This is a genomic window from Gelidibacter sp., from assembly GCF_053579655.1.
Map to the genome: position 1 here is coordinate 246,869 of NZ_JBMDWE010000001.1, position 14,788 is coordinate 261,656.

General features: G+C 36.0%; 14 protein-coding genes. 10 read left to right on the forward strand and 4 right to left on the reverse strand.

Going from position 1 to position 14,788, the window contains the following annotated elements; genetic code table 11:
- Positions 1-86 precede the first annotated feature (86 nt).
- The 4 genes from ACOH2D_RS01015 to ACOH2D_RS01030 all read left to right on the forward strand — a co-directional run bounded on the left by ACOH2D_RS01015 (position 87) and on the right by ACOH2D_RS01030 (position 4,135).
- Positions 87-704 carry an HAD family hydrolase gene (locus ACOH2D_RS01015; protein WP_348035860.1) on the forward strand — a complete coding sequence of 206 codons (618 nt, stop codon included), beginning with the start codon at positions 87-89 and terminating at the stop codon, positions 702-704.
- 79 nt (positions 705-783) lie between these two features.
- Positions 784-1,125, forward strand: coding sequence for an arsenate reductase (glutaredoxin) (arsC, locus tag ACOH2D_RS01020; protein WP_348035859.1), 342 nt, complete (start codon positions 784-786; stop codon positions 1,123-1,125).
- An 81-nt stretch (positions 1,126-1,206) separates the two neighbouring features.
- Complete coding sequence (locus ACOH2D_RS01025) at positions 1,207-1,617, forward strand: hypothetical protein (protein ID WP_348035858.1); 411 nt, start codon at positions 1,207-1,209, stop codon at positions 1,615-1,617.
- A 4-nt stretch (positions 1,618-1,621) separates the two neighbouring features.
- Positions 1,622-4,135, forward strand: coding sequence for a TonB-dependent receptor (locus ACOH2D_RS01030; RefSeq protein WP_348035857.1), 2,514 nt, complete (start codon positions 1,622-1,624; stop codon positions 4,133-4,135).
- 129 nt (positions 4,136-4,264) lie between these two features.
- Here ACOH2D_RS01030 and ACOH2D_RS01035 read toward each other — a convergent pair whose 3' ends face one another.
- The 3 genes from ACOH2D_RS01035 to ACOH2D_RS01045 form a co-directional block, all read right to left on the reverse strand.
- Positions 4,265-4,447 carry a hypothetical protein gene (locus ACOH2D_RS01035; RefSeq protein ID WP_348035856.1) on the reverse strand — a complete coding sequence of 61 codons (183 nt, stop codon included), beginning with the start codon at positions 4,445-4,447 and terminating at the stop codon, positions 4,265-4,267.
- 192 nt (positions 4,448-4,639) lie between these two features.
- Positions 4,640-5,056 (reverse strand): SRPBCC family protein, encoded by a 417-nt coding sequence (locus ACOH2D_RS01040; protein ID WP_449534119.1) that lies wholly within the window; start codon positions 5,054-5,056, stop codon positions 4,640-4,642.
- Between the two features lie 373 nt (positions 5,057-5,429).
- A complete protein-coding gene (locus ACOH2D_RS01045) occupies positions 5,430-5,813 on the reverse strand; it encodes a VOC family protein (RefSeq protein WP_348035854.1) in 384 nt (127 codons plus the stop codon).
- A gap of 505 nt (positions 5,814-6,318) precedes the next feature.
- On the opposite strand from ACOH2D_RS01045, the gene ACOH2D_RS01050 reads away from it, so the two are divergent.
- From ACOH2D_RS01050 to hutI, 3 genes are all read left to right on the forward strand, one after another.
- Complete coding sequence (locus tag ACOH2D_RS01050; RefSeq protein WP_348035853.1) at positions 6,319-8,700, forward strand: TonB-dependent siderophore receptor; 2,382 nt, start codon at positions 6,319-6,321, stop codon at positions 8,698-8,700.
- A gap of 166 nt (positions 8,701-8,866) precedes the next feature.
- Positions 8,867-10,264 (forward strand): class II fumarate hydratase, encoded by a 1,398-nt coding sequence (gene fumC / locus ACOH2D_RS01055; protein ID WP_348035852.1) that lies wholly within the window; start codon positions 8,867-8,869, stop codon positions 10,262-10,264.
- Between the two features lie 121 nt (positions 10,265-10,385).
- Positions 10,386-11,624, forward strand: a complete 1,239-nt coding sequence (hutI, locus tag ACOH2D_RS01060; RefSeq protein ID WP_449534120.1) for an imidazolonepropionase — start codon at positions 10,386-10,388, stop codon at positions 11,622-11,624.
- Between the two features lie 334 nt (positions 11,625-11,958).
- Here the strand turns inward: hutI and ACOH2D_RS01065 are convergent, their stop codons facing one another.
- Positions 11,959-12,843, reverse strand: a complete 885-nt coding sequence (locus ACOH2D_RS01065) for a DUF8428 domain-containing protein (RefSeq protein ID WP_348035850.1) — start codon at positions 12,841-12,843, stop codon at positions 11,959-11,961.
- 116 nt (positions 12,844-12,959) lie between these two features.
- Between ACOH2D_RS01065 and ACOH2D_RS01070 the strand changes: the two genes are divergently transcribed.
- The 3 genes from ACOH2D_RS01070 to ACOH2D_RS01080 are packed head-to-tail and all read left to right on the forward strand — an operon-like array spanning position 12,960 to position 14,735.
- A complete protein-coding gene (locus ACOH2D_RS01070; protein WP_348035849.1) occupies positions 12,960-13,994 on the forward strand; it encodes a formimidoylglutamase in 1,035 nt (344 codons plus the stop codon).
- The gene (locus ACOH2D_RS01075; RefSeq protein WP_348035848.1) at positions 13,984-14,274 is read left to right on the forward strand and encodes a hypothetical protein; all 291 of its coding nucleotides are present in this window, start codon (positions 13,984-13,986) and stop codon (positions 14,272-14,274) included. The genes ACOH2D_RS01070 and ACOH2D_RS01075 overlap by 11 nt, the downstream gene beginning before the upstream one ends.
- Complete coding sequence (locus tag ACOH2D_RS01080) at positions 14,274-14,735, forward strand: GNAT family N-acetyltransferase (RefSeq protein WP_449534121.1); 462 nt, start codon at positions 14,274-14,276, stop codon at positions 14,733-14,735. Before ACOH2D_RS01075 ends, ACOH2D_RS01080 begins: the two co-directional genes overlap by 1 nt.
- Positions 14,736-14,788 lie beyond the last annotated feature (53 nt).

Below are 14,788 nucleotides of genomic sequence, written 5' to 3' on the forward strand. Positions count from 1 at the left end.
TTTTGGCTAATCCAGAAAAAGAATGGAATTTTGGCCAAATTGAATTAATAGAATCAAAAACTTCTGGATCAATAATAAATTTAAAAATGAAAAAAATAGACACCATAATTTTCGACCTCGGAGGCGTTCTTATCGATTGGAACCCAGAATATGTATACCTGGACGTTTTTGAAGGCGATAGAGAAAAAATGCAATGGTTTTTCGATACTATTTGTACCCATGACTGGAATGAAAACCAAGATGCAGGCTACCCGTTAGCAAAAGCAACTGAGGAGCGTATTGCACTTTTCCCTGAGCATGAAGAACTTATTAAAATGTTTTATGGACGCTGGGAAGAAATGCTGGGAGAAGCTATTGAAGGCACTGTTGACATTCTAAAAAAATTAATCGATAGTAAGCAATTTAAAGTGGTTGCACTCACAAACTGGAGCCATGAAACCTTTCCTGTTGCTTTGGAAACTTTTGATTTTTTACATTGGTTTGAAGGTATATTAGTTTCGGGCGAAGAAAAAACTCGTAAACCATTTAAGGATATTTATGAATTGACTTTAAATCGCTTTAATATAGAGGCAGAAAACTCCGTTTTTATAGATGATAATCTTCGAAATATCAACGCGGCCAAAGAACTAGGCATCAATACCATACATTTTCAAAACCCTGACCAGTTGAAAGCAGAATTAAAATCTTTCGACATTGCAATCTGAAATTACGCATTAAATGGAAATAATTGTGAACTGCATTCAATTGGTGTAACTTTGGATATTCCTATAAAATAAACCCAAAATGATATCGATCTACCATAATCCCAGATGCAGCAAATCTAGAGAGGGACTAGCAATTTTAGAAAATGAAAAAGCAAACTTCCAAGTCATTAAGTACATGGACCAATTATTAAGTGTTGCAGAACTTAAAGAAATCATTGGTCTTTTAAAAATCAAACCTATTGAATTGGTAAGAACCCATGAGTCTATTTGGAAAGAGAATTTCAAGAATTTAGAACTCTCTGATGATGATATCATTTCCGCCATGGCAAAGCACCCACAACTTATCGAACGGCCAATCGTCATAAACGGTAACAAAGCCGTTATAGGCCGCCCTCCGCAGAAAATCGTCGAGGTTTTATAGCGGATTCTTTAACACAACTTTAACCAAACATCATTAAACCAAATTCTATTTTCGCATTCTTATTAACTAAACCAGCATGTTATGGTCACAAAATTAGTCAGGATGTCTCTTTTGATGCTTTTTTTTAGCGTTAGTACTTCATATGCCCAAACGGATGCGGCTAGGGAAAAAGAACGTGAAAAATACATCCAAAAACAATATCAGGAATATTACGATCGCATGGATACCTACATCAATTTATTAAAGGTCGATGATTTTAAAGGAGCCATCATCAAACAGAAAATTGATGAGTTCTATAAAAAACGAAATCAAATCATGATGACTGAAGTTTCAGAATATGAAAAACAGCCACTAGTGGAACAATTAAAAGCCACTCATTTTTCGGATGTTGAAGAACTTTACACTGAAGAAACCATCAATTCCATCCAAAGATATTTAACCGACAATAAAGCTGAAATTAAAAAATTACAAAAAACAAAGAAAAACAACTAAACTAATGAAACTAATTCCCTACTTATTTACCTTACTTTTTCTATTTACTTCAAACATTCTCTCCGCTCAAGAGGAGGTCAGCATTACAGGTACAGTGATGGACAAAGATGTCAATCAGCCTCTTGAATATGCAACCATCGCTTTTTTCAGTAAAAAAGAAAACAGGATTGTCACAGGTGGCATCACTGATACACAAGGTAAATTTGATATAAAAGTCCCAAGAGGTACCTATGATATTTCTGTAGAATACATCTCATATGGCACTATAAAAATTCCTAATAAAACTTTACTTAAAAACACTGATTTAGGTGTCTTGACCATTGCGATTGACGCTCAAGCTTTAGGCGAAGTTTCAATTATTGCCGAACGCACAACGGTGGAAATTAAGTTGGACAAAAAAATATATAACGTTGGTTCTGATTTGACCGTTAGAGGTGGAACTGTAAGTGACGTACTAGATAATATACCTTCTGTTTCAGTCGATGTTGAAGGGAATGTGTCCTTAAGAGGTAACGATAACGTGACCATTTTAATCAATGGGAAACCTTCTGGATTAGTTGGTCTTAACTCAACAGATGCCTTGCGTCAACTACCAGCTGAATCAATTGAGCGCGTTGAAGTCATCACATCGCCATCGGCGCGTTATGATGCTCAAGGTACAGGTGGAATTCTAAATATCATCTTAAAGAGAAGTAAACTTCAAGGTTTAAATGGCGCTATTACGGCAAATGCTGGACATCCAACATCTGCAGGTCTTTCTGGGAATATTAACTACAGAACTGGCGATTTCAATTTTTTCAATACCACAAGTTATTCTTATAGCGATTCGCCAGGAAAATCTTCTACAGATACCCATTATTTCAACATTAGACGTGATGAGAATGGAAATATCATCGAAGATAAACCTGATACATTCTTATTTGAAAAACGTAATTCCAACAGAGTAAGCAACAACTTTACGACCAACCTTGGCGTGGAGTGGTATATCAATAATTCGACGTCTTTGACCACCTCATTGGTGTACAGAAACAGCGACCGAGATAATAATTCTACAAACATCAGTAGAGAATACGATATCAACAATAATTTGACCTCACTTTCTTCACGTTTCGATCCAGAAGATCAAAATTCTAAAACGATCCAATATGCTGTTAACCTTAACAAGCAATTTGATAACAACAGTCAGCATAAATTAACTTTCGATTTTCAATACGAAACCAGTGACGAAGACAATCGCTCATTCATTACCCAAGATGGTACTGAAGTAGAGCGTGTTTTCACACTTCAAAATCAGGATAAAATCTTATTACAATCTGATTACGTACGTCCTATTGGCGACAATAGCCAGTTTGAATTTGGATACCGTGGTAATTTTAATCAATTGGATACCGATTATAGCTTGTTGTTTTTTGAAAATGGCAACTTTGAAGTAGATCCAAATGTCAGCAATAATTTACTCTACAAAGATTATGTGAATGCTGTTTACACGCAATTTGGAAGTAAGATCAATAAGAAATTTTCTTATTTAATGGGCTTGCGTATGGAATCTGCGCGTATTACCATTGATCAAAAAACCACTAATGATGTACAAAAAAAGGATTATGCTGGTTTGTTCCCAACAGTGAATCTAGGCTATGAATTAAATGAGAACCAGAGTTTTCAATTAGGATACAACCGACGCATCAGAAGACCATATTCCCGTTTCATCAATCCATTTCCTTCAAGAACTAGCCCAACAAGTTTATTTGTAGGAAATCCTGATATCGATCCAAGCTACTCCAACAAAGTTGATTTAGGTTATTTGACTAAAATCAATAAGTTTACCTTGAACTCTTCCATCTATTATGAAAGAGCAACGGACGTGTTCAGTTTTATTAGTGAAACTACAGGCGATTATTACATTAGAGACATCAACTTCACCATTAATGAAAATGATCCAAACTTTGAAAATCTTACGTCTCAATATGAAAGTGTGAATCCTGTAATCAGAAGAACACCTATCAACTTGGCAACTAATGACAGATTTGGTTTTGAGTTTACCTTAACTTACCGCCCATCAAGAGATTGGAACATGAATGGTAACTTTAACTTGTTTCAATCAAAAACTGCAGGAGTATATAACAAAGTAGATTATGGCGCAGAAAACTTAAGCTGGTTTGTACGTTTCAATAACAAATATACCTTACCTGGTAAAATTGACTGGCAAACACGTATTTTCTATATGGGACCAAGTGAAGATGCCCAAAATAAAACAAAAGGAATGTTCTCTACTGATTTGGCCTTTAGCAAAGATGTTTTTAAAGACCAGGGCTCAATTGCGTTTAACGTAAGTGATGTGTTCAATACCAGAAAAAGATCGATGGATTCATTTACTTCTGCATATACCAGTTCTTCTGAATTTCAGTGGAGACAAAGAAGTTTCAATCTCTCATTTACCTACCGTTTCAACCAACAAAAGAAACAACAGCGCTCTATGGATCGCGGAAATGGTGGCGAAGATTTTGATTTTGAAGGATAGACCGTTCTTACCTTATGCTTGAGGCTTTAAGTTTCAAGCATAAGGTAAAAACCAAAAAATATAAGAACAAAAAAAAAAGCGGTTTCATAATTTGAAACCGCTTTTTTAATATATAATTGGAAGTTACTTCTATAGGGTAGCCGCTTCTCTTTTCGCTTTGCGTTCTGCTTTAATTTCTTTAAATCGTTCTATTGATGATCCAATGACCCAGTAAGGAATAACGAAAGTCATTAAAAATATCATTAACCAAAAACCCATGGTCAAAATGGTTAAAAAGGCTATAAATCCTAAATATTGTTCAAATGTAAACATGTTGCAAGTTCTTTATAATAATTAAAGCAAATATAGGAGAAACCTTTTGTTTATACAATACCAATTTTAAGATTTATTAACAAGGTTTTCAAGGATCACATCAAATATGTGCCATCAGCTCTTTTAAATCAATCTGCATTTTCATCTAACAAGCATTGAAATTTCTTTTCTTCAGATAGTTGAACACTTCAATCAATGTGCTTCAACATAACTTTTGAAATTATTAAGAATGGCCTGCCAACCTTCTCTTTGCATCGCTATTGAATTTTGTGCTTCGGCGTCAAATATGGTGGTCACTTCTACATGTTCTCCTAGACTTTTAAACCTTGTTGTTGAAATGCGTCCATCTGGCATTGTATAGGTGATTTTTTCATGGTCAAAAACCTCGTCATAAACACCTTCAAAATCAAATCCAAAACTTCCATCCTTGGCTTCCATCCGGCTTGACAACTTCCCACCTACTCTTAAATCATTTTCCGCCTTTGGACTGCACCATTCATCGCTTGCAAAATTCCATTTTGTAATATGATTGGGTTGTGTCCAATAACGCCAAATCTTTTGCACATCTCCCTTGATGGTTGCTTCTACTGTGATCTTTTCTGCGTTCATGACCTTTACGATTTAATTTTTTTTATAGCATAAACGTGGTGATTTGTGCTTGTATATAGTTCAATAGTGCCACGGCGATTTCTCAATAATTTTAAACTAAAAATAGTAATAGGACTTTGGAATGTTGAATATTTAAGTCATCTCAGCAGAAAATCCTGAAATATAATCGTCTGGATATTGATAAGATTTTTTATTCCTTTTTTAAGTTCGATTTTTATAATAGAACGCAGACCTGCCCGTCCGTTCAAGCGGGTAACACTGATGATTTATGATAAAACATGATCAGTTTTCGCTTTAAACGTCATCTGAATAAAACATAGTCTTTTGCGTTTTATGCCTTTCAGAAAAACAGACCCACGTTTTATATAAATTGCTATTCCATCGAGTGTAAACCGATCATATTTCCTTCGGTATCCATAAACATTGTAATAAACCCATGTTTGCCTATAGACATTTTAGGATTCAATATTTTGCCACCTGCTTTCTCGATGCGCTGTTCTTCAATGTTGCAGTCCTTGCTTCCAAAATAAACAACGGTAGAATTCCCTCCCGCCTTCATACCTTCCATTTTAACCAAAGCACCGCTAGCACCATAAGTATTCATGTCACCTGAAAAACTTTTCATTTCGATTTCATCGCTGGTAGGACTCATCAATCTTTCTAATTTTGTCCCCAATACAGTTTCATAAAATTTTGAGGCTCTATTCATGTCATCTACATAAATTTCGAACCAAACGATAGGTGTGTTTACATTCATAATAACTTCAATTTTAAGTTGTTATTAAAATTAAAACAAATTCACTAAACCACACTTGTCATAGGGCAAGAAATTTAATTTTGAAGAATTTCTTTTCGACTACGTCATAAAGATGTATCGGTAACTCCAAAAAATGACGCACGCATTGGACATTTCACCTTTTTCTAGAAAGAATTGTCCTTTTTAATATTTAGGCCGGTTTTATTACCGATTTAAATTTTATTAAAATGATAACGATTATTCAACATAAATCTCAATGTATTGCATAGTCAATAAATGATGTTGTATTTTACAAATAATATCTGAATTTTGATTGCCAGATAAGCCGTCGAACCTCATCTGCCCGCATTAATAGCGCCTGAATTTATAGCTAAAATAATTTGACAACTATCTTTCTAAAATTCAGCACAATAGATTTTATTATTTGTAATTAGTCTAAATAAACTTTGATAAATTAAATCTGCATAATATCTTTGCGTCCTTATTTATAATCAATCCAAATAAAATGGCAATTAAAAAGATATTCTTGTTCCTTGTTTTAATAGGACAATTAAGTTATTCACAATCAAAAATAGAAGGCACAATCACGGATGAAGACAAGAAGATCATCCCTTTCGCTAATGTTTTAATTGAAGGTACAACCTTCGGAACCTCTGCCGATGCCAACGGTTACTTCAAACTCACAAATCTTGCCTCTGGAGATTACACTATTAAAGTTTCTTATGTTGGTTTTAAACCATCATTTCAAACGGTTCAATTAAGAACTAATGAAACTTTAAGCCTCAAATTTCATCTTAGCAGTGATTCAGAATTAGATCAAGTAGAGGTATTTGGAAGCAGATACAAACATCCTGACAAAATTGAAGCACTTACCAGATTACCTTTGGCGCCTTATGAGCAAATACAAAGTATCTCCATTATTTCTGAAAAGCTAATCGCTCAACAAGGCAATTTAACGATAGCTGACGCCACTAAAAACGTTCCAGGAGTTTACGCTTTTGCTACCTATGGTAATAAGCGTGAAAGTATGTCGTCCCGTGGTTTTAGAGGAATTCCAATCTTAAAAAACGGGGTTCGTGTACACTCCGATTTTAGAGGCACTGGGATTTTGACCGATATGCAAGGTGTTGATAATATTCAGGTTCTAAAAGGCGCTGCGGCAATTACACAAGGTGTCGCCACCGATTTAGGAAGCCCAGGTGGTGTGATCAATATTGTGACTAAAACTCCTAAATATTACTATGGTGGCAATGCGTCTGTAAGAGCTGGAAGTTATGGCCAAGCGCGTACCACATTTGATGTTTTTGGACCGCTTACTGCTACTGAAAATGTTGCTTTTAGAATCAATGGTGCTTTGGAACGTGCTGACAGTTTCCGCGATGGCGTGTCCTCTGACCGATTCTACTTCAATCCTTCTTTTGAATGGAAAGTGGATGACAAATCAACACTGACTTTAGAAATGGATTATTTTGACGACAGCCGAACGCCAGATTTGGGTACGGTTAATCTTGCTGAAAATGATGTGAATGCCATATATGACTTACCTCACAATCGCTTTTTAGGATATGCCAATGATCGATCCTTAACCAAAAACGCCACCTATTCAGCGCGTTTTAATCGTGAGCTTAATGATAAATTAAGTTTAAAAGCGGCATTTTTTAAATCAGATTTAGATTTGAATGACAAAGGTGCAAGTCTTGGAACTGTCCTTAAAAACCCTGCTGGAGACCCCATCTACAATCAAAGAAACCGCGGTTATTCTATTTCTGACCGAAAAGATTCCAACAGTGTGCTTCAATTTGATCTTATTGGAGATGACATTAAAACTGGCAGCATTTCCCATACTTTTCAAGTAGGATTCGATTACAGAACTTCAAATTTCAGTACGTCAACCCAAACCGCATCAAACGTCGATACCATTGATGTGTTTGCAGAAAACAACAACGAATTACCTAATAACTTGAAATTAACTGCCGCAAAATTGGCCGGAGCAAAATCGAGAGCGCTTGGTTTTGTAGCACAAGACGTGATCACTTTCAACCCTTGGTTAAAAACATTTTTAGGCATTCGTTATAGCAGCACGCAAACAGAGGCAGAAACAGAAACCACGCGGAGTGATGCTTTCAATCCATTGGCAGGCGTCATACTTACTCCTTTCAAAAACATTAATGTGTTTGCTTCCTATACCAACAGTTCGTACCCAAGAACAGCCTCCAGATTAGATGTTAATGGCAATGCTCTGGGTAATGAACGTTTTGATCAATTAGAAACTGGAATTAAAACCAATTGGTTGGACAGCCGTTTACGATTTAATTTGACCTTCTTCAAAATCAATAATAAAGGCATCAATCTTCCTGTTTATGACGAAAATTGGGTAGCTACAGGCTATTTCCAAAAAGGTGGAAATGATGAACGGAAAGGGATTGAAGTTGAATTGAGTGGTCGAATTCTTGATAATCTTGAAGTCATTACTGGCTATTCCTATATTGATGCACAATACAAAAAACATACGTCCTATGTTTATGGATCAGCGCCCTTAAATACACCTAAGCACACTTTTAACGCTTATGTAAATTATAGCTTTAAAGAGCAATTAGAAGGTTTATCGGTTGGCGCAGGAATTTATTATACTGGCGAACGGCCAATTAATGATTGGAGTTCAGGAGCGGTAACCCACGAAGGAATCGTGCCAAACCAAAAACCATTTTACGTAGATGCTTATACACAAACCAATGCTCAGGTAGCTTACAAATTTAACAACCATTGGAATTTCAGATTTTTACTGAATAACGTTTTCAATGAAATTGGTTATAATGCTTATCGCACCAGTTATATCAATCAGACCGATCCGCGCAATTTTGCGGGTGTATTGACTTATAACTTCTAAACTAAAGTTTATATAATTTAAAAGCACAATCTGATAAGGTTGTGCTTTTTTGATGAACTGATCTGGTTGGGATGGAATTGAGTTTTCCTTTGGGAATTAATATCGAAAATACCCACAAATTCAGTGCAAAGGCCTAACTTTGTAAGTAAATTAATCATCGAAAATCATGGAATACAGAATTGAAAAAGACACAATGGGCGAGGTTAAAGTACCTGCCGATAAACTTTGGGGCGCACAAACTGAACGTTCCCGCAATAACTTTAAAATTGGTGCACCTGCATCAATGCCTTTAGAAATTATTTATGGTTTTGCTTATCTTAAAAAAGCAGCAGCATTTACAAATTGTGAATTAGGCGTTTTACCTATTGAAAAACGCGATTTGATTGCCCAAGTTTGCGATGAGATATTGGAAGGAAAGCATGATGACCAATTTCCATTGGTAATTTGGCAAACTGGTTCTGGTACGCAAAGTAATATGAACGTCAATGAAGTTATTGCCAACAGAGCACAACAATTGGCTGGCAAAACGATTGGCCAAGGCGATCCTGTTATTGGAGCCAATGATGATGTCAACAAATCTCAGTCTTCAAACGATACCTTTCCAACAGGAATGCATATTGCGATTTATAAAAAAATAGCTGAAAACACCATTCATGGCGTCATTCAGTTACGAAATACACTTCATCAAAAAGCTACGGAATTTAAAAATGTCGTAAAAATTGGACGTACCCATTTAATGGACGCGACACCTATTACGCTTGGTCAAGAAATTTCAGGTTATGTAGCACAATTGGATCATGGTCTAAAAGCATTGCAAAATACCTTGCCACATTTAAGCGAATTGGCACTTGGAGGAACTGCCGTAGGTACTGGTTTAAACACACCTAAAGGGTATAGTGAACTTGTTGCAGAGTATATCGCAAAATTTACAGGTTTACCTTTTATTACAGCCCCCAACAAGTTTGAAGCACTCGCCGCACACGATGCTTTAGTCGGAACGCACGGTGCTTTAAAACAATTGGCAGTAAGCTTAAACAAAATCGCCAATGATATCCGTATGATGGCATCCGGTCCAAGAAGCGGTATTGGAGAAATCATCATTCCGGCAAATGAGCCAGGAAGCTCGATTATGCCAGGAAAAGTGAATCCGACACAATGTGAAGCCTTGACCATGGTTTGTGCCCAAGTAATGGGTAATGATGTGGCTGTAAGTGTTGGCGGTACTCAAGGACATTATGAGTTGAACGTGTTCAAACCTATGATGGCGGCCAACCTATTGCAATCTGCTCAATTATTAGGAGATGCTTGTAGAAGTTTTGACGAACATTGCGCACAAGGCATTGAGCCTAACCATGATGTGATCAAGCATTTGTTGAATAACTCGTTGATGTTGGTAACTGCTCTAAACACAAAAATCGGCTATTATAAAGCGGCAGAAATTGCCAATACCGCACATAAAAACGGAACGACCTTAAAAGAAGAAGCTGTTAACTTGGGCTACGTAACCGCTGAAGATTATGATGAATGGGTTAAACCTGAAAACATGGTGGGCGAACTTAAATAATCTATCCTCTTAGATTAAAAAAACATAAAGCCTTCGGGAATTTATAAAAAAGCAAGTTTATTTTAATAACTTGCTTTTTTTATGCGTATTTCGCAACTTAGTTAACACTTAAATTTCACAGATGTCCATACTTATTATCAATATTAAAGAGCTCATTCAAGTTAGAGATCACAACGTTACTATAGTTAAGGGCGAAGACATGAAAATTCTTCCCACTATAAAAAATGCCTATCTCATTATCGAGCATGACACTATTGTTGAATATGGATCTATGTCAGATTATATTGATTATGAAGCCGACGAAGTGATTGATGCCAAAGGAAAAATGGTGCTTCCTGCCTGGTGTGATTCCCACACTCATATTGTGTATGCCGGAGATCGATCGCAAGAATTTGTGGATCGTATCAATGGACTATCTTATGAAGAAATTGCACAACGCGGCGGCGGTATATTAAACTCCGCTGAAGTACTACAAAATACATCTGAAGAGGACCTGTATCAACAATCCTTAAAACGATTAAATCGCGTCATGAAACTGGGCACTGGCGCCATTGAGATAAAATCCGGATATGGTTTAACGGTTGACGCCGAATTAAAAATGCTCCGCGTCATCAAACGCTTAAAAAAAGAGTCCTTGGCACTTATAAAAACAACTTTACTGGCTGCTCATGCCGTTCCGAAAGAATTTAAAGACCATAAGGAAAAGTTTGTGGACCGCGTCATTTCTGAAATGATTCCGCAAGTTGGTCAAGCCAAACTCGCCGATTATATTGATGTGTTTTGTGAGAAAGGTTATTTCGATTTAGAAGATACCGAACGTATTCTACAGGCAGGTGCAGCTTATGGACTCATCCCCAAAATTCACGTCAATCAGTTTAATGCTTTTGGAGGCGTAGCCCTTGCCGTAAAATATAAGGCGCTTTCTGTAGATCATCTTGAAGAAATGAGACCAGAGGACATCGACGCCTTAAAAGACAGTAACACCATGCCTGTAGCGCTTCCCTCCTGTTCTTATTTTATAAGTATTCCGTACACACCAGCACGTCAAATCATTGATGCGGGGTTGCCTTTGGCCATCGCCTCCGATTATAATCCAGGAACGACACCAAGTGGTAATATGAACTTTGTAGTCAGTACGGCGTGCATCAAATTACGAATGACACCCGAAGAAGCCATCAACGCTGCCACCATAAATGGCGCTTATGCCATGGGGATTTCCAATCAATACGGAAGCATTTGTAGAGGAAAAAAAGCGAATCTCATCATTACCAAAGAAATAGAAAGTTATAATAATTTGCCTTATGCCTTTGGCGATAATTTGATTGATACCGTAATCATAAGTGGAAAAATATTAGATTAAGTGGTGTTAACTAAATCAATGGACTAAAGAGCTATATCAGCCCACCATGCAATTTGGCTGGTTTTTAAACAGACTAAAAGTCTGTATTCGTGAAATTTATGGTGAAAAATTTGAGCTGGCTTTCTCAGAGAAAGATTATGTCCGTGAAAATTCGTGAAATTCGTGAAATTCGTGTCAAAAATTTTAGAAGCTAAAGCGAGATGTAGTAGGTGCATAGTTTTAGCTCAATTTGAAACCAATTAGACGCTGTAAAGATCATATTCCAAAAATCATAAAGCATAAAAAAACCCGAAAATCATCTGACTTTCGGGTTTTAAATTTTAATTTATTTTAATTATTCCAAAGTGAATTCAGTAGTTGAAACCAATTCCTTCTTGTTGAAAATATTCACAACATAACGGCCTTTGTCAAACTGTCCTTTTGGAGAAACAAATTCACAAATATTAAGGTTTCTGTTTTCGTAGTTAAATTTACTTACGATGCTATAGTTCAAGACAGTTTGGCCAAATTGAATCTGCTCATTAGCCCCTAAAACATTATCCTTAGGATCTAACACCTGCACATACAATTCTTTATCCCCAGCACCTACTAAAGTGTTTTTTGCAACGGTATAGCAAATTCTGATTTTATCACTACGACGTGCGCGTTCTGTCGGAATTAATTTCCCTGAACTTCTTTCAATAACTCCAAATGCTTTTAATCCTACAGCTTGTAATACTGCTGCATTTTCAACTACGTTTGCCAATTCAGTATTTTGAACCAACAACGAATCGGTAAACATGGTACGTTCTGCCAATCTTACATTAGTGCTGTCCAATGACGTAGATAATAATGCATTTTGGATTTTCAACTTGTCATTTTCAGTTAAAAGTGCTTTCATTTCTTCTTGAAGAGACAAATATTTCTTTCTGTAGCTCATTAAGCTGTTAATGCTGTTTTGAGATATTTTCAATGAATCCATCAAACCTTGAATTCTACCTCTAGCCTCTACCAAATCTTGATTTGCGACTTTATTTTCTCCAATGGCAATATCATATTGTTTTGCCATATTATTTAAATCAGTCATTACCAACTGCTTCTCCTTGGTTAAAGTAGCTTCATTGGCCTTTTTCTCATTATATAATTTTGAGGTGTAAAAACCCGTTCCAACGAACAGGGCTAATAATATCCCCAAGGCAATCTTTAATCCGGTATTTTTGTTACTTTTTGTACTCTCCATAAGTTTTGTTTTTAGTTGTTGATACTTAAATTAAGGCTGGTTTAAAATTATTTAATTGTTAGGAAATAAATAATGATGTACTTTTAATTCTTCAAATGTAAAATTAAATTCCCATAATGGACAAACTTGTTCTATTTAAAACACACGATTTAGATACGTTATTAAAAAAAAGAGCCAATGAATCCAAGTTTGGAGAACATATTCAATTACTTTCTAAGTCTACCAATATATACGAATCTCTTGTTAATTTAGACGTTGACTATGTAATTATTGGGATTCCAGAAGATGTTGGTGTGTTTGCAAACTATGGAAACCGAGGAACAGCCAGAGCTTGGAAAGCTACTTTAAAGGTGTTATTAAACATCCAAAGTAATACGTTTACAAATCCGAGCAAAGTACTCATATTAGGGCATCTTGATTTTTCCAAAGAGATGGAAAAGATTGACGGCTATGACGCCTCCGACAAAAGGCACATTGAAAAGGCTCGAAAATTGACCGAAAAAATTGATAAGCACGTCACGGATTTGATCTATCAAATTGTTCGTTCAGGGAAAAAACCAATTGTTGTGGGTGGCGGTCACAACAATGCTTATGGCAATTTAAAAGGAGCTTCCTTGGCTTTTAAAAAACCGATGAATGCGGTCAATTTTGACGCGCATTCTGATTTTAGACGTGAAGAAGGTCGCCATAGTGGCAATGGCTTTAGCTATGCTTACTCTGAAGGTTTTTTAAGGAAGTATTTTATTTTTGGACTGCATGAAAATTATACGTCTGACCATATTTTTAAAACCTTGGACAGATTTAAAGCACTTCAATACAATACTTTTGAATCCTTAATCATCAGAAAGGATAAAAAATTCAAAGCAGAATTAGAACGCGCTGCCAAACATGTGGCAGATAAGCCTTTTGGTATTGAGGTAGATTGTGATGCCATTACGTTAATTCCAAGCAGCGCTATGACCCCCAGCGGTTTTAGCGTTAAAAAGGCCAGATCTTTTGTAAGTTATTTTGGAAAACAGAGCAATGCGGTCTATCTGCATATTTGTGAAGCAGCTCCAACTCCAGAAACTGAGACTATTGTAGGAAAACTGATTACCTATTTGATTACCGATTTTATGAGAGCTAATCAATCAAATGATAATGGAAAATAGACAATACAAAATCGATTTATGGTTATTTATAGGAAGCATCACTGTGTTGCTTTATGTTTTAATAATGAATCTCATGTTTGTAAAAAACTGGAGCAATGATTCCTTTAGAGCACTTATGGAGTGGATCACAATTCCTATTTTTATCATGGGCGCTGTTATTCCCTTGATGGTCATTTTTAGATTTATTTCAAAAAAAACAGAAAGTAGAAGCTTAGCCATCTTAAGCTTGCTTTTCGGATTATTAACAGCCGTTTTAATTGGCTATACAACCTTAGTTTAATGATTGAAATTATTCCTTTTGAGAAAAAGTACGCCAATGATTTTTACACACTCAATGTCGAATGGTTAAAGACTTTCTTTTATGTCGAACCTTTTGACGAAGAAGTATTGAACAAACCCGAACATTATATCATTGATAAGGGCGGTCATATTTTTTATGCCAAACTCGATGGCGAAATTGTTGGAACAGTAGCCTTAATGCCCACTACAGATTCTAATGTTTACGAACTTTCCAAAATGGCTGTTTCCCCAAAACATAGAGGATTTAAAATAGGACAGCAACTGATCCAGTATTGCATTGATTTTGCGAAATCGAATCATTATAAGTCCCTTCTCCTCTACTCGAATACAAAATTGGAAAATGCCATCTATATTTATAGAAAATATGGCTTTGTTGAAATTCCCATGGAGGAAAACTCACCTTACAAACGGAGTAATATTAAGATGGTTTTGAAGTTTTAAATATTATTATTTTAATCATAATATTTCACTAAATTCAATAAGCGTTCAACACC